Below are 15,225 nucleotides of genomic sequence, written 5' to 3' on the forward strand. Positions count from 1 at the left end.
CAGCCCAAGGAGACCGACACAGACATGCGCACCCGCTCCGTATTGCGTGAAGACCACCTGCTGTTCAAGGAACAGGTGGACCGATTCGTGGCCACCGAGATCCTGCCCCACATCAATGACTGGGAGGCAGAGGGCATCACGCCGCGCGCCCTGTGGCGCAAGGCTGGCGACAGCGGCCTGCTCAATTGCGACCTGCCCCCGCCCTACGGCCAGGGCGGGGACTTCGGCCACGCGGCCGTGGTCATCGAGGCGCTGGCGCGTGCCAACTGCCTGGGCATCGGCTTTTCCATCCACTCCGACATGGTGGCGCCCTATCTCTGGAACTTCGGCACGCAGGTGCAGAAGGACCGCTGGCTGCCGCGCATGGCCACGGGCGAGCTGATCGGCGCCATCGCGCTGACCGAGCCCGGCGCGGGCAGCGACCTCAAGGCCGTGCGCACGCGCGCCCGCCGCAAGAGCGAGAGTGAGGGCGGCGGCTACGTGCTCAACGGCCAGAAGACCTTCATCACCAACGGCGTCAACGCCGGCCTGATGGTGGTGCTGGCCAGCACCGAGCCCGACCTGGGCGCGCGCGGCCTGTCGTTGTTCGTGGTGGAAGAAGGCATGAAGGGCCTGGGCAAGGGCCCGGCGCTGCGCAAGATAGGCCAGCACAGCCAGGACACCTGCGAGCTGTTCTTCGACGAGCTGCACCTGCCGGCCGACCACCTGCTGGGGCGCGAGAACGCAGCCTTCGAGCATGTGACCCAGGAGCTGGCGCAGGAGCGGCTGGCGATCGCGCTGCGTGCGGCGGCCTCCACCGAAGGCATGCTGGACGAGGCTGCCGAGTTCGTGCGCAACCGCAAGGTCTTCGGGCGCCGCGTGCTCGACTACCAGAACACCCGCTTCAAGTTCGCCGACGCCCTGGCCAGGACCACCATGCTGCGCGTCTTCCTGGACGACTGCCTGGCCCAGCACATGGAAGGCTCGCTGGACTCCGTCACCGCCGCCATGGCCAAGCTCAACGCCACCGAGCTGCAGGGCCAGGTGCTGGACGAGCTGCTGCAGCTGCACGGCGGCTACGGCTACATGGCGGAATACGGCATCGGCCGTGCCTGGGCCGATGCAAGGGCACTGCGCATCTTCGGCGGAAGCAGCGAGATCCTGCGAGAGATCATCGCCAAGCGCTTCTGACCCGGCCGCCTGCCGCTCAGCGCGCGGCGGATTTCCACCCGCGCAGCAGTTGCCGGGCTTCGGGCGTGTCGTTCAGCACCCAGGGATCGATGGCGAAGGCAACGACGCGCTGGGCGCCGTAGTCGCGGGCCACGTCCCATTGGCGACGCACGCGCTCGAAGCTGGCCGTGCGCGCCTGGAAGTCCGAGCCATCGGGCCGCGCGGGCGGCAGTTGCTCGAACAGCTCCACGATGAGATCGAACGGCGCCCTGCGCTCGAGCAGCATCTGCTGCAGCGGCGCCAGCGCCTCGTAGTTGCCCAGGCCCGCCACGCCCACGCCGTCCTGCACCATGGGGCGCAGGGACACGCGGTCCAGCAGGATGCTCCACAGCGTGGGCAGGCTGCCCAGGGTCTGCAGCTGGCTGAAATAGGTGGAGATGCCGGGCACCTGGCCGGATGTGGCCGCTGCCGCCTGGGCCAGCGGTTGCAGCGCGCTCACCAGCAGCTCGATGCGCTCGGGCGCGGCCCAGTGGTACTGCTCCAGCTCGTAGGGGATGTACCAGCCGCGAAAGGCCGCATGGCGCGGCCAGGTGCTGGCGTACATGTGGCTGGCGCCCAGCTCGGCGATATGCGCCAGGTAGGGCGCAGGGCCTGCGGCGTTGTCAAGGCTGATCTGCTTCCACCAGCGCTCGTCATAGGGCAGGCCCAGGTGCACGCCCATGCCCAGTTCGGTGCAGATGTCCAGCAGGTCGGCGATCTGCGCGTCGGCCAGCATCCAGCTGTCCGCCTCGGTATCGCCCAGCAGGCCGCTCCATTGCACGAACAGCTCGCGGCAGCCCAGCGCCTGGGTGGCGGCCAGGCGCTGGCGCCATTGGTCGCGCGGCATCTCCAGATGGCTGCGCCACGGCTGCAGGAAACTGCCCGACACGGGCGCCGAGGCCGCGCAACCGACCAGCGAGGCACAGGTGGCGGCCACGCCGGCGCCGAGGAATTCGCGTCTGGACAAATGCATGTTGGGGACGGCCGCAAGGCTGCGTGAAGGCAAGCGCCAAGAATACAGCCAAGCGGCACCGCCCCGCCCCAAGGGGGCCGGCCCAGCGGGGGTTGACCCGGCCGGGCTGAGGGTTGATGCGCGGCAAAGGCGGCTTCAGAACGAGTGCACGACGCCCGCGTAAAGCCCCTGCTGGCCGGAGCCGGGCAGCGGCTTGCCGCTGTTGGCCTCCACCGAGAACGAGGCTGTGCCTCCGTTGGAGAGGGTGCCGACCGTGCCATACAGCATGGTGCGCCGGGAAAGATGGTAGTTGGCCCCCAGGCTCACCAGGCTGGCGCCGCCGCCACTGCGGTTGGCGCGGTAGGCGCCGCCCACCAGCACCAGGGCCGGCGTGGCCTGGTAGTTGGCGCCCATCCAATAGGTTTGCTGCCTGCGGGCGCCTGCCGGGTTGTCGGCGTCGGCCACCGTCAGCGCACCTGACCGGATCTGGCTGTAGCCCGTGAACAGCTTCAGGCCGCCCACGCGGTAGGTTGCGCCCACCGTGTACAGGCGCGATGCCGTGTAGAGCGAGGCGAACGCGCCGTTGCCGTCACGGATTTCCTCGTAGAAGGCCTTGAGCACCAGCGGCCCCTGCTCATAGCCCACGCTGGCGGCGGCCTGGCGCCAGGCCCGGGAACGGCCCGCCTCCCCGTTCAGCCCCAGCTGGGTGCGAAACGAGAGCCCGCCCCAGGCCGGCGACTGGTAGCTGATGGCATTGGGGCGCGACCCCCAGGTCCGGTTGCCCTGCAGCGTGCCCGCGCCCATGGCCTGCAGGCCCATGGGGTCCAGCGCCCAGACCTCGCCGTCCGGAATGCCCATGGCCCGGCCCAGCAGCAGCGTGCCGTATGTCTGGCTTCGCAGGCCGACCACCGCATAGCGGCTGAAGAAGCTGTCGCCCACCGTGCCGTCGTCGGCGGAGAACTGGCTTTCGAGATGGAAGACGGCGCTCAGGCCGCCACCCAGGTCCTCGGCCCCGCGCAGCCCCCACCAGGTCGCGCCCCATTGCCCGGCGTGCCGGAGTTGATCGGAAGACCGGCCCGGCCCCTCGGCAATGCGGTTCATATAGTCGACACCGCTGACGATGCGCCCATACAGCGTGACGCTGCCTTGCGCCGCGGCCAGACTGGCTGCGCCGGCCAGCGCCGCAGCGCACAGGCAAGGTACGGTGGCCCGGGCCGCAGGGCCCCGCAGGGCGTGGTGGATTGCAGATGTCATGACGTTGTCCTCCCTTGGTTTTCATGCCTCGATGCCGGATGGCCTCAGGCGCCCAGCCGGTCCACGAGCGCGCGCAGCGTCTCGTAGCCCTTTTTCGCGTATGCGTAGCCGGGCGCGATGGCGGGGTCCTGCTCGGCCTCGACCACGAGCCAGCCCTGGTAGCCGGCGTCCCTGAGCGTGCGCAGCACCGCCTCGAAGTCGAGCGCGCCGTCACCCGGCACCGTGAAGATGCCGTTGACCACGCCCTGCAGAAAGCTCCAGTCGCCCTGGCGTGCCTGGGCAATCACCTGGGGACGCACATCCTTGCAATGCACATGCGCCACGCGCGCCACATGTTTTTTCAGCAGCGCCGCCGGATCGGCCGCGCCGCCGTAGTAGGCATGGCCGGTATCGAACAGCAGAAAGACCTTGCGCGGATCGGTCAGCGCCATCAGGCGGTCCACATCCTGCGGGGATTCCACCTGGGCGCCCATGTGGTGGTGATAGGCCAGCCGGATGCCGTAACACTCCAGCAGGTGCGCGCCAAAGGCATCCAGCCGCCACGCATAGCGCTGCCAGGCCGCATCGTCGGCAAAGCGCGGGCGCCGGGACACAGGCGTGCCGATCTGCCCCTGAACCGTGCCCGCGCATTCGCCATAGACCACCACGTCGACGCCGTTGTGGCGCAGCCTGTCCATGTGGGGCTTGCAGCGCTCGGCCTCGGCGGCAAGGGCCTGGTCGTCGCTGCCCGCATCGGCCTGCGCCAGAAAGCCCGAGTACCAGCCGGAGACGCAGGCCAGCCCGTACGCGTCGAGCCTGGCCTTGAGCGCGGGGCCGGTTTTCGGAAACCTGTTGCCCAGCTCGAAACCCGCGTAGCCGATCTCGGCGCCCTCCTTCAGTGCCGTGTCCAGCGGCGTATCGCCCCCCAGCGAAGGGAGGTCGTCGTTCATCCAGGACAGGGGATTGATACCGATGCGAACCTTCCAGTTCATGCGAGTCCTCCTTGGGGCAGATAGGCGCCTAGACAGTTAGGCAGATGGGCAGAAATCGGGCGGGGCGACGGTGGCGCGGCGTCAGCGCCGCTGGCCTGCCTTGTGGTGCAGGTACTCGCGCCGCGCGCCCTGGACCTCGGGGCGGCCCGAGACTTCGGGCACGGCAACCTCCCACCAGGCGCCGCCATCGGCCGTGGTGCGGTGGTGGGTGGTGTCTATCACCAGCACCTGGCTGCGGCGGGACGCCCGCGCACGCAGCATTTCGCGGCGCAGTTCCTGCACACCGCCCACATGGACGGCCTCCGCCCCCATCGCAGCGGCATGGCGGGCGAAATCGATGGACGAGCGCTCGCCGCCCTGCGGCACGCAGTCGTCGAGCATGTTGTTGAAGCTGGCGCCGCCGCAGCGCACCTGCAGCCGCTCTATGCAGCCGTAGCCGCGGTTGTCCAGCACCACGACGATGATCTTTCGGCCCAGCAGCACCGAGGTGGCCAGCTCGGCGTTGAGCATCATGTAGGAGCCATCGCCCACGACCACGATGACCTCGCGCTCGGGCCTTGCCAGCTTCACGCCCAGGCCGCCCGCGATCTCGTAGCCCATGCAGGAATAGGCATAGTCCACGTGGTAGTTGCCCGGCAGGCCGCTGCGCCACAGCTTGTGCAGCTCGGCCGGCAGCGTGCCGGCCGCGCAGACCACGACGTCATTGCGGGCGCTGTCCAGCCCTGCGTCGGCGGCAGACTCGCGCAAGGCCCCGATCACCTCGGCGTCACAGGGCAGCTCGCCCTGGGGCACGTGCAATGTCAGCTCCGCCACGCGCTGTGCCCAGGCTGAGGCCCGGGCGCGCAGCTCTTCGGTCCACCGTGGATCGGCCCGCCAGCCGGCCAATCCTGCACCCAGCTGGGCCAGGCCAATACGGGCATCGGCCACCAGCTGGCGGCCACGCTTCCTGGCGGCATCGAAGGGCTGCACGTTCAGGCCCAGCACCGTGGCCTGGCTGTACAGCGCCTGCGAGCCGCTGGTGAAATCCTGCTGCCGCGTGCCGATGGCCAGCAGCACATCGCAGTGCCGGGCTGCGTGGTTGGCAGCCGGCGAGCCGGTCACGCCGATGGCGCCCAGATTGAGGGCATGGTCCCAGGCCAGGCTGCCCTTGCCGGCCTGCGACTCGGCCACCGGCACGCCATGCGTTTCGGCAAACACGCGCAAGGCCTCCCAGGCCTGGCTGTACAGCACGCCGCCGCCCGCCACGATCAGCGGCCTTTTGGCGGAGGCCAGCAAGGCCACGGCCTCGGCCAGCCCGGCAGCGTCGGCCGGCTGGCGGCGCAGGCGAATCAGCGGCGGGTGGAAGAAATCCATGGGCCAGTCGAAGGCCTGGGTCTGCACATCCTGCGGCAGCGCAAGGCAGACGGGTCCGCACTGGGCCGGGTCGGTCATGACCTGGATGGCACGCGGCAAGGCCACCAGCAATTGCCCGGGCTGCATGATGCGGTCGAAATAGCGCGTGACCGGGCGCAAACAGTCGTTGGCGCTCAGATCGCCCTGCTCGAAGCTCTCCACCTGCTGCAGAACGGGATCGGGCAGGCGCGAGGCAAAGATGTCCCCGGGCAGCAGCAGCAGCGGCAGGCGCGCCACATGCGCCAGCGCGGCGGAGGTCACCAGGTTGGTGGCGCCGGGGCCGATGCTGGAGGTCACGGCCATCATGCGCTGGCGGAAATGGGTCTTGGCAAAGGCCACGGCCGCATGGGCCATGCCCTGTTCGCTGTGGGCGCGAAAGGTGGGCAGCCTGTGCCTGTCGGCATGCAGGGCCTCGCCCAGCCCGGCCACGTTGCCATGCCCAAAGATGGCGAACACACCGCCGCAATAGGGCTGGATGGAGGTGCTGCCGTCCGGCTGCACGACCTCGGCCCGCAAGGCCGCCAGGTAGCGGACCAGCGCCTGGCTGACGGTCAATCTCACAGTGCTTGTCATGGCTTGCCTTGTCTCCGATGTCCGCCGTTCGGAACATGGTCGAAAGATTAAAACTATTGGAAATTATTTTCCTTAGGTGTAATCACTTAGAAATTAATTTCCAAAATTTCACGGCGCGGAACTACAGTTCTCCTCACGGTCCGGTGCAATCCGGTGTGTGGCGAGTCCATGCGGGGCCTGCATGCGCCCCGCTGCCGCTCAGGAACAAGGAGACGAGGGATGAGTAAAAGACAACTGCTGGCTGCCATTGCCGCAGCCCTTCTGGCCGCCCTGCCGTTGCATGGCCAGGCTCAGGCACAGCCACGGGCAGCGCAGGCCCAGGCCCCGGTGCAGCCCCTCAGGATCGGCGTGGCGATGGCGCTGTTTGACGACACGGGCCTGACCATCCTGCGCAACGGCATCGTCGATGCAGCGAAAAAGCACGGAGCCGGCGTGCAGATCGAGGACGCCAGCAACGACGTGGGCAAGCAGCTGAGCCAGATCCAGAACATGATTGCCCAGCGGGCCGACGCCATCATCGTCAACCCGGTCGATACCGACGCCACGCCCAAGATCACCCGCATGGTGAGCGCCGCCCGGATTCCGCTGGTCTACGTGAACCGCCAGCCCGTGGATTTCGACAAGCTGCCCGCAGGCACTGCCGTGGTCGCGTCCGATGAAAAGCTGTCGGGCACGCTGCAGGCCCGCCAGGTCTGCAAGCTGCTGGGCGGCCGGGGCGACCTGCTGGTGCTGATGGGCGAGCTGTCCAACGATTCGGCGCGCGTTCGCACCCGCGACATCGAGGAAGTGCTGGCGACCCGCGAGTGCGCAGGCATGAAGATCCTGGACAAGCGCGAAGGCAAATGGAGCCGCACGCAGGGCCAGGACATCACCATGAACTGGCTGAGTTCGGGCATGAAGTTCGACGCCATCCTCGCCAACAACGACGAGATGGCGATAGGCGCCATCAACGCGCTGAAGTCGGCCAGGAAATGGACGCCCGACATGATCGTGGCCGGCATAGACGCCACGCCGGACGGGCTGACGTCCATGAAGAACGGCGACCTCAAGGTCTCCGTCTTCCAGAACCTGGCGGGCCAGGGCGCCAATGCCGTCGATGCCGCCCTGCGCCTGGCCGGCAAGCAGGCCGTGGAGCGCTTCGTGAACGTGCCCTTCGAACTGGTCACGCCCGAGAACATGGACCAGTACGCCAGGCCTTGAGCCGGCCTCGCCTGGTCCGCGTCGCCCCGTCACCCCCGCCACCTCTTCACAACCTGTCCTCCAAGGAGTGCCCATGCCCACCGTCTCGCCGGGCAGGCCGCAGGCCGCCCCCTGGCCTGCAGCTTCCCCATCCCCTGCTGGCGACTGGCTTCTGGAAGTGCGTGGCGTGGGCAAGTCGTTTCCCGGCGTCGTGGCACTGGCCGATGTGCAGCTGCGCGTGCGCAGCGCCAGCGTGCATGCGCTGATGGGCGAGAACGGCGCCGGCAAATCCACGCTGATGAAGATCATTGCCGGCATGCATGCGCCCGACCAGGGCGAGATCCGCCTCAGGGGCAGGCCCGTCACGCTGCACGGCCCGCTGGATGCGCTGCAGCAGGGCATTGCCATGATCCACCAGGAGCTGAACCTCATGCCCGGCATGAGCGTGGCCGAGAACATCTGGATTGGCCGCGAGCCGCTCAACCGCCTCGGCCTGGTCGACCACCGCCAGCTGCGCCAGCGCACGCAGGCGCTGTTCGACCGGCTGGCCATCGGCATCGATCCCGGGGCCGAGGTGCGCACGCTGACCGTGGCCAGCCGCCAGATGGTGGAGATCGCCAAGGCCGTGTCCTTCGACTCCGAGGTGCTGATCATGGACGAGCCCACGTCCGCGCTCACCGACAGGGAGGTGGAGCACCTGTTTCGCATCATCGGCCACCTGCGCAGCCAGGGCAAAGGCATCGTCTACATCACGCACAAGATGAACGAGCTGTTCGAGATCGCCGACGAGTTCTCGGTGTTCCGTGATGGCCGCTACATAGGCACGCATGCGGCCGCCGACGTCACGCGCGACGACATCATCCGCATGATGGTGGGGCGCGAGATCACACAGATGTTCCCCAAGCAGGACGTGGCCCTGGGCGACGTGGTGCTGTCCGTGGACGGGCTGGGCGTGCAGGGCGTGTTCAGCGGCCTGGGCTTCGAGCTGCGCGCCGGGGAAATCCTGGGCGTGGCCGGCCTCGTGGGCTCCGGGCGCTCCAATCTGGCCGAGGCGCTGTTCGGCGTGGTGCCCGCCACCAGCGGCGAGATCCGCATCGACGGCCGGCCGGTGAAGATCGACTCGCCCGCGCAGGCCATGCGGCACGGCATGGCCTTTCTCACCGAGGACCGCAAGGACACCGGCTGCTTCATGGGCCTGGACTTGCAGGCCAACATGGAGATGGCGGTGCTGAGCAGCCGCCATGTGAAGTGCGGCTTCGTCGAGCGGGCTGCGCTGCGCCGCGACTGCGAGCACATGGCGCGCACGCTGCGCATCAAGTCGCCCGGCCTGCATGAACAGATACAGAACCTGTCGGGCGGCAACCAGCAAAAGCTGCTGATCGGCCGCTGGCTGCTGACGCGGCCCCGCATCCTCATCCTCGACGAGCCCACGCGCGGCATCGATGTCGGCGCCAAGGCCGAAATCCACCGCCTTGTCGGCACGCTGGCCGCCGAGGGCGCGGCCGTGCTGATGATTTCCTCGGAGATGCCCGAAGTGCTGGGCATGAGCGACCGCATCCTGGTCATGCATGAGGGACGCATGACGGGCATCGTCGAGCGCAGGGACGCCGACCAGGTACGGATCATGGAACTGGCTTCCCGCTGAGCCGGGGACCCCAAGCGGAGACAGGCAAGATGAGCAATACCCCATCGATCTCGCAGGCCCCCTCCCCGCCCGGCCCGGGCACCGGCCCGCTGCACCGGGCCAGGCGGCCGCCGGAACTGAGCATCTTTCTGGTGCTGCTGGGCATTGCACTGTTCTTCGAGGCAGCCGGCTGGCTCACCGTGGGCCAGAGCTTTTTGCTCAACGCCGAGCGGCTGCAGATCATCGTGCTGCAGATGGCGGTGATCGGCATCATCGCCGTGGGCGTCAACCTCGTCATCATCACCGGCGGCATCGACCTGTCGTCGGGCTCGGTGGTGGCCGCCACCGCCGTGGTGTCCGCCAGCCTGGCACAGGTGTCCGACTTTCCGCGTGCCGTGTTCCCGCAGCTGACCGACCTGCCCGTGGTCTGGCCGGTGGCGGCCGGCATGTGCGTGGGCCTGATGGTCGGCCTGCTCAACGGCTCGCTGATCGCCTTCACGGGCATTCCGCCCTTCATCGCCACGCTGGGCACCATGGTGGCCGCACGCGGCTTTGCCAAGTGGTTCACCAACGGCACGCCCGTCTCCATGCTGACCGACGACTTCGCAGCGATCGGCTCCGGCGCCCATCCGGTGATCATCTTTCTGGTGCTCGCCGCCGTCTTCCACGTGGTGCTGCGCCATACGCGCTTCGGCAAATTCACCTATGCCATCGGCTCCAACCGCCAGGCAGCCGTGGTTTCGGGCATCAACGTGCAGCGGCATCTGGTCTGGGTCTACATGATTGCCGGCCTGCTCGGCGGCATCGCCGGCACGGTGACGGCGGCGCGGGCCATCTCGGGCCAGTCGGGCATGGGTGTCATGTACGAGCTCGATGCGATTGCCGCCGTGGTGATCGGCGGCACCTCGCTGGCCGGCGGCATGGGCCGCATCACCGGCACGGTGATCGGCGTGCTGATCCTGGGCGTCATGACCTCGGGCTTCACCTTCATCCGCATCGACGCCTACTACCAGGAGATGGTCAAGGGCGCCATCATCGTCGCGGCCGTGGTCGCCGACCAGTACCGCAACAAGAAGGCGCGGCGCTGACGGCGCGCCCTGCAGGCAGACACCATGAAAATCGCCCTCGATCCCTACATGATCCGGCACGAGCCGCTGGACCGGCTGCCGCAGGCCGTGGCCGAACTGGGCTATGCGCACATCGAGCTGTCGCCGCGCAGCGATTTCCTGGACTGGTGGGTGATGCCGCGCGCCACCAAGGAGCGCATGGCCGCATTCCGCCAGGCCATGCGCGCCAGCGGCGTGGCACTGGCATCGCTGCAGCCCATGTACCGCTGGGCCAGCCCGTTCGAGGACGAACGGCAATGGGCGATGCGCTGCTGGAAGAAGGCCATCGAGGTGGCCATCGAGATGGAGTGCGCGCTGATGGTCTCGGAGTTCGGCCGTGGAGCCTCGCCCGAGCGCTCGGTGAACGGTCCTGCCGGCGCGAATCCGAAGGAGATGTGCGAGGCCGCCTGGTTCCGCTCCATGGACGAGTTGCTGCCCATCCTGGAGCGCGAAGGCATCACGCTGTCCGTGGAGCCGCATCCGGAGGACTGGATAGAGCAGCTGCAGCCGGCCATGGACATCGTGAGGAACATGGGCTCGAAGGCGCTGCGGCTGTCCTATATCGCCCCGCACACCTTCCACTACGGCGGCGACATGGCCGCCATGCTGCGCGAAGCCGCGCCGCTGCTGGCCCATGTGCGCGTGGTCGACACCTTCGACCACAGGAAGAGCAGCCAGCTGCGCTACATCGTCAACCCGCCGGGCTCGCACCACATCCGCGTGCACCAGCACCTGGACATGGGACAGGGCGAGATCGACTGGGACCTGTTCTTCGGCACGCTGGGCAGCGCCGGCTTCGACGGCGTTCTGTCGTCCTGCGTGTTCGCCTGGGAAGAGCGTGCGGCCGAATCCAGCCGCTTCATGCGCCAGCAGATACAGCAACAGCTGGAAAGGCATTTCCCGGACCGCTTTGCGCCCCTGACCACCGCTTCCCACCCGAGTCCCGGCCCATGACGAATCCCATCCATTTCGCCATCAACCGCATCAGCGCCTCTCGCATGCCGTTTGCCGGCTACCTGGCCATGTGCCGGCGCCTGGGCGTGTCGGCCATCGAGATCCGCAACGACCTGCCCCATGCCGAGACCTGCGACGGCACGGCGCCCGCCGCCATCCAGGCCGCGGCGCGGCAGGCCGGCATCACCATCGTGTCCATCAACGCGCTGTATCCCTTCGACGTTTTCGACGCCGGCCTGGAGCGCAAGGCGCGCGCGCTGGCGGCGTACGCGCGTGACTGCGGCGCCCGGGCCCTGGTCATGTGCCCGTTGAACGACAGGGCCGACCCGCGCACGCCCGGCCAGCGGCGGCGCGACCTGGTGCATGCCCTCAGGCAGCTGCGCCCCCTCCTCGATGGCCATGGCGTGCAGGGACTGGTCGAGCCCCTGGGCTTTGCCGAGTGCGCGCTGCGCCGCAAGTCCGATGCCGTCGAGGCGATCTACGGCGCAGCCGGCGAACGCCACTTCAGGCTGGTGCACGACAGCTTCCACCACTACCTGGCCGGCGAAGACATCTTCTTTCCCGACCTGACCGGGCTGGTGCATGTCTCGGGCGTCGAGGACCACCGGCTCGAAGACGGCCAGATGCGCGACGGCCACCGCGTGCTGGTCGGCGAAGGAGACCGCCTGGGCAACATCGCCCAGTTGCGAGAACTGCTCGATCGCGGCTATGGCGGCCCGGTCTCGTTCGAGCCGTTCGCGGCCCGGATCACGGACGCGGACAGCAACGAAGCCCTGCTGCGCCAGAGCATGGACTTCATCCGCCATTCATTGCTTTGAAAGAAGGGAACCATATGACGCTGCAGATCGGAGCAATAGGCTGCGGAGCCATCGGACAAGACCACATCCGCAGGATCTCCCGGGTGATGTCGGGCGCCCGGGTGGTGGCGGTGACAGACATCGATGCGCAGCAGGCGCGGGACGTGGTGGCCGGACATGATCCGGCCATCGAGATCATGGACAGCGGCCGGGCGCTGATCGCCGCGCCACAGGTGCAGGCGGTGCTGGTCACCTCCTGGGGTCCCTCGCACGAGGAACTGGTGCTGGAGGCCATCGCCCACGGCAAGCCCGTGTTCTGTGAAAAGCCGCTGGCGGTGACCGCCGCAGGCTGCATGCGCATCGTGCAAGCAGAGGTGGCGCAGGGCCGGCGCCTGGTGCAGGTCGGCTTCATGCGCCCCTACGACGCGGGCTACCGTGCGCTGCGCCATGTCATCGCCGCCGGCGAGATTGGCGCGCCCCTGATGGTGCACTGCGCGCACCGCAATCCCACGGTGGCCGGGGGCTACACCACCAGCATGGCCATCACCGACACGCTGATCCACGAGCTCGATGTCCTGCGCTGGCTGCTGGACGACGACTACGCCAGCGCCCAGGTGGTGTTCCCCAGGAAGACGCGCCACGCATTGCCGCATCTGAACGATCCGCAGATCATCCTGCTGGAGACCGTGGGCGGTGTGCGCATCGACGTGGAGGTATTCGTCAACTGCCGGTACGGCTACGACATCCAGTGCGAAGTGGTGGGCGAGACGGGCATCGCGCGCCTGCCGGAGCCTGCGGCCGTGCCCATGAAGCGCGCGGCCAGCAGCTGCACGCCCCTGCTGACCGACTGGAAGCAGCGTTTCATCGCCGCCTACGACGCGGAGCTGCAGGCCTTCATCGACGGCGTGCGCGACCGGCAACTGACAGGTCCCTCGGCCTGGGACGGCTACGCCGCCGCAGTGGCCGCCGATGCCTGCCTGCTGGCGCAGTCCTCCGGCGCGATAGAGCGCATGGCGAGCGCAGCGCGCCCGGCGTTCTACCAGCCCTGAGCCCCTGACGCCATGACTGCGACCATGACAGCGTCCCTGACCATTGGCTGCGCGCCCTGCTGCTGGGGCGTGGACAACGTGGACAACCCGCACCTGCCGCCCTGGCGCCAGGTGCTGGACGAGGCCTGCGAGGCGGGCTTTCGGGGCATGGAACTCGGCCCCTGCGGCTACATCCCGCTCGACGCGGCCCTGGTACGCACGGAATTCACGCAGCGGCGCCTGTGCATCACCGCCGGCACGATCTTCGACGATCTCGTCTCGCCGGCCCGGCTGCCGCAGCTGCTGCGCCAGACTCGCGAGATCTGCGGACTCATCAGCCAGCTTCCCAGGCCGGCCGCTGCAGCCGGGCAACGCTACCCGGCGCCCTATCTCGTGGTGATGGACTGGGGCCACCCCGAGCGCGACTTCGAGGCCGGCCACCCGGACCGCGCCCCGCGCCTGTCCGATGCACGCTGGGCCGCCATGGTCGATCACATCCGCCAGATAGCGCACCTTGCCTGGAGCGGCTTCGGCGTGCGCGCGGTGATCCATCCGCATGCGGGCGGCTACATCGAATTTGCCGACGAGATCGACCGCATCGCCGCCGACGTGCCGGCGCAGGCCGCCGGACTGTGCCTGGATACCGGCCACCTGCACTACAGCGGCATGGACCCGGCAAGCTGGCTGCGCCGGCATGCGGCACGGCTGGAATACGTGCATTTCAAGGACATAGACGCCCAGGTGTACAGGCAGGTGATGGGCGAGCGCATTGCGTTCTTCGACGCCTGCGCCCGGGGCGTGATGTGCCCCATCGGCCAAGGCGTGCTCGACTATCCGGCCATAGGCGCCACGCTACGGGAGATCGGCTATGCAGGCTGCATCACGGTGGAGCAGGAGCGCGACCCGCGCAATGCGGGTGCCAGCCTGCCCGACGTGGCCGCCAGCCGCGCCTTCCTGGCCCGCACAGGTTTTTGCTGAAGACGCTTTTGCTGAAGACGCAACACAAAGGTGGACACCATGATCGACGGAACCCTTCTGCCCGGCCGCCCGATTGCCTGGGGCATGGTCGGCGGCGGACACAACAGCCAGATCGGCCATGTGCACCGGTCGGCGGCGCTGCGCGACCACAATTTCCGGCTCGTGGCCGGGGCGTTCGACATCGATGCCGCGCGCGGGCGCCGGTTCGGCGAACAACTGGGCGTGGACGTGCAGCGCTGCTACGCCGACTACCGGGCGATGTTCGAGGCCGAGGCCGGCCGCCCGGACGGCATTCGCGCGGTATCCATCGCCACGCCCAACAACACCCATTTCGAGATCTGCAAGGCCGCCCTGCTCTCAGGCCTGCACGTGGTCTGCGAGAAACCGCTGTGCTTCACCACGGCCGAGGCCAAGGAGCTGCTGGAGCTGTCCCTTGCCAGGAACCGCATGGTCGGCGTGGCCTACGGCTATGCCGGCCACCCGCTCATCGCCCAGGCGCGCGAGATGATCGCGCGGGGCGAGCTGGGCGACATCCGCATCGTGCAGATGCAGTTCTCGCACGGCTTTCACAGCGAGGCGGTGGAGCAGTCCAGCCCCGCCGCGCGCTGGCGCATGGACCCGGCCTTTGCCGGCCCCAGCTATGTGCTGGGCGACATTGGCACGCATCCGCTGTACCTTTCCCAGGTGATGCTGCCGGGGCTGAAGATCGAGCGGCTGATGTGCAGCCGGCAGAGCTTCGTCAGCAGCCGCGCCCCGCTGGAGGACAACGCCTTCACCCTCATGCAGTACCAGGGCGGCGCCATGGGCTACCTGTGGGCCTGCGCGGTCAACAGCGGCTCCATGCATGGGCACAAGCTGCGCGTCATCGGCGCCAGGGCCAGCCTCGAATGGTGGGACGAACACCCCAACCAGCTGCGCCACGAAGTCCAGGGCCAGCCGGCGCAGGTGCTCGATCGCGGCATGGGCTATCTGCACCCCGCCGCGCTGCAGGAAGACCGCATCAGCGCAGGCCATGCGGAAGGCCTGTTCGAGGCATGGTCCAACCTCTACCACCGCTTCGCGCTGGCCATGGAGGCCACGGACAGGCGCGATCGCGAGGCGCTGCAAACCATCCTCCATCCGGACATCCACGCTGGCATCGAGGGCGTGCGCTGGGTGGAGAACTGCGTGCGCTCGGCCGATGCCGGCGGGATCTGGGTGGACTACTGCTAGGGAATGCCATGCCCCGC

The 15,225-nt window shown here is 68.4% G+C and carries 13 protein-coding genes; 9 read left to right on the top strand and 4 right to left on the bottom strand.

Going from position 1 to position 15,225, the window contains the following annotated elements; translation table 11 throughout:
• Positions 1-24: 24 nt before the first annotated feature.
• Complete coding sequence (locus tag ACF8NF_RS27110) at positions 25-1,170, top strand: acyl-CoA dehydrogenase family protein (RefSeq protein ID WP_016452419.1); 1,146 nt, start codon at positions 25-27, stop codon at positions 1,168-1,170.
• A gap of 16 nt (positions 1,171-1,186) precedes the next feature.
• Here the strand turns inward: ACF8NF_RS27110 and ACF8NF_RS27115 are convergent, their stop codons facing one another.
• From ACF8NF_RS27115 to iolD, 4 genes are all read right to left on the bottom strand, one after another.
• Entirely contained in the window at positions 1,187-2,161 is a 975-nt protein-coding gene (locus tag ACF8NF_RS27115) for a DUF4434 domain-containing protein (protein ID WP_160855113.1), read from the bottom strand.
• A 135-nt stretch (positions 2,162-2,296) separates the two neighbouring features.
• Positions 2,297-3,394, bottom strand: a complete 1,098-nt coding sequence (locus ACF8NF_RS27120) for a porin (protein WP_392451611.1) — start codon at positions 3,392-3,394, stop codon at positions 2,297-2,299.
• Between the two features lie 44 nt (positions 3,395-3,438).
• Entirely contained in the window at positions 3,439-4,365 is a 927-nt protein-coding gene (gene iolE / locus ACF8NF_RS27125; protein WP_392451612.1) for a myo-inosose-2 dehydratase, read from the bottom strand.
• An 81-nt stretch (positions 4,366-4,446) separates the two neighbouring features.
• On the bottom strand, positions 4,447-6,330 hold the full coding sequence (gene iolD / locus ACF8NF_RS27130; RefSeq protein ID WP_392451613.1) for a 3D-(3,5/4)-trihydroxycyclohexane-1,2-dione acylhydrolase (decyclizing): 1,884 nt from the start codon (positions 6,328-6,330) through the stop codon (positions 4,447-4,449).
• A 219-nt stretch (positions 6,331-6,549) separates the two neighbouring features.
• Here iolD and ACF8NF_RS27135 point away from each other — a divergent pair, with 219 nt between their 5' ends.
• From ACF8NF_RS27135 to ACF8NF_RS27170, 8 genes are all read left to right on the top strand, one after another.
• Positions 6,550-7,530, top strand: a complete 981-nt coding sequence (locus tag ACF8NF_RS27135) for a sugar ABC transporter substrate-binding protein (protein WP_392451614.1) — start codon at positions 6,550-6,552, stop codon at positions 7,528-7,530.
• 73 nt (positions 7,531-7,603) lie between these two features.
• Positions 7,604-9,154, top strand: coding sequence for a sugar ABC transporter ATP-binding protein (locus ACF8NF_RS27140; protein ID WP_046240129.1), 1,551 nt, complete (start codon positions 7,604-7,606; stop codon positions 9,152-9,154).
• A gap of 29 nt (positions 9,155-9,183) precedes the next feature.
• Positions 9,184-10,221 (top strand): ABC transporter permease, encoded by a 1,038-nt coding sequence (locus ACF8NF_RS27145; protein WP_016449899.1) that lies wholly within the window; start codon positions 9,184-9,186, stop codon positions 10,219-10,221.
• Positions 10,222-10,245: 24 nt separating this feature from the next.
• Positions 10,246-11,193: a sugar phosphate isomerase/epimerase family protein gene (locus ACF8NF_RS27150; protein ID WP_392451615.1), complete on the top strand. Its 948-nt coding sequence runs from the start codon at positions 10,246-10,248 to the stop codon at positions 11,191-11,193.
• Complete coding sequence (locus tag ACF8NF_RS27155) at positions 11,190-12,011, top strand: TIM barrel protein (protein WP_151019707.1); 822 nt, start codon at positions 11,190-11,192, stop codon at positions 12,009-12,011. The genes ACF8NF_RS27150 and ACF8NF_RS27155 overlap by 4 nt, the downstream gene beginning before the upstream one ends.
• Before the next feature lie 14 nt (positions 12,012-12,025).
• Complete coding sequence (locus ACF8NF_RS27160) at positions 12,026-13,039, top strand: Gfo/Idh/MocA family oxidoreductase (RefSeq protein WP_392406783.1); 1,014 nt, start codon at positions 12,026-12,028, stop codon at positions 13,037-13,039.
• Positions 13,040-13,063: 24 nt separating this feature from the next.
• Positions 13,064-13,996, top strand: coding sequence for a TIM barrel protein (locus tag ACF8NF_RS27165; RefSeq protein ID WP_392451616.1), 933 nt, complete (start codon positions 13,064-13,066; stop codon positions 13,994-13,996).
• Between the two features lie 39 nt (positions 13,997-14,035).
• Complete coding sequence (locus ACF8NF_RS27170; RefSeq protein WP_017404563.1) at positions 14,036-15,208, top strand: Gfo/Idh/MocA family protein; 1,173 nt, start codon at positions 14,036-14,038, stop codon at positions 15,206-15,208.
• Positions 15,209-15,225 lie beyond the last annotated feature (17 nt).

It is taken from the genome of Delftia sp. WSY_22 (assembly GCF_043104185.1).
GTDB lineage: Bacteria > Pseudomonadota > Gammaproteobacteria > Burkholderiales > Burkholderiaceae_C > Comamonas > Comamonas tsuruhatensis.

Excerpts from the sequence above, each read along its gene's own strand:
- ACF8NF_RS27110 (WP_016452419.1), top strand. The coding sequence starts at position 25 with ATGCGCACCCGCTCCGTATTGCGTGAAGACCACCTGCTGTTCAAGGAA.
- ACF8NF_RS27115 (WP_160855113.1), bottom strand. The coding sequence starts at position 2,161 with ATGCATTTGTCCAGACGCGAATTCCTCGGCGCCGGCGTGGCCGCCACC.
- ACF8NF_RS27120 (WP_392451611.1), bottom strand. The coding sequence starts at position 3,394 with ATGACATCTGCAATCCACCACGCCCTGCGGGGCCCTGCGGCCCGGGCC.
- iolE (WP_392451612.1), bottom strand. The coding sequence starts at position 4,365 with ATGAACTGGAAGGTTCGCATCGGTATCAATCCCCTGTCCTGGATGAAC.
- iolD (WP_392451613.1), bottom strand. The coding sequence starts at position 6,330 with ATGACAAGCACTGTGAGATTGACCGTCAGCCAGGCGCTGGTCCGCTAC.
- ACF8NF_RS27135 (WP_392451614.1), top strand. The coding sequence starts at position 6,550 with ATGAGTAAAAGACAACTGCTGGCTGCCATTGCCGCAGCCCTTCTGGCC.
- ACF8NF_RS27140 (WP_046240129.1), top strand. The coding sequence starts at position 7,604 with ATGCCCACCGTCTCGCCGGGCAGGCCGCAGGCCGCCCCCTGGCCTGCA.
- ACF8NF_RS27145 (WP_016449899.1), top strand. The coding sequence starts at position 9,184 with ATGAGCAATACCCCATCGATCTCGCAGGCCCCCTCCCCGCCCGGCCCG.
- ACF8NF_RS27150 (WP_392451615.1), top strand. The coding sequence starts at position 10,246 with ATGAAAATCGCCCTCGATCCCTACATGATCCGGCACGAGCCGCTGGAC.
- ACF8NF_RS27155 (WP_151019707.1), top strand. The coding sequence starts at position 11,190 with ATGACGAATCCCATCCATTTCGCCATCAACCGCATCAGCGCCTCTCGC.
- ACF8NF_RS27160 (WP_392406783.1), top strand. The coding sequence starts at position 12,026 with ATGACGCTGCAGATCGGAGCAATAGGCTGCGGAGCCATCGGACAAGAC.
- ACF8NF_RS27165 (WP_392451616.1), top strand. The coding sequence starts at position 13,064 with ATGACAGCGTCCCTGACCATTGGCTGCGCGCCCTGCTGCTGGGGCGTG.
- ACF8NF_RS27170 (WP_017404563.1), top strand. The coding sequence starts at position 14,036 with ATGATCGACGGAACCCTTCTGCCCGGCCGCCCGATTGCCTGGGGCATG.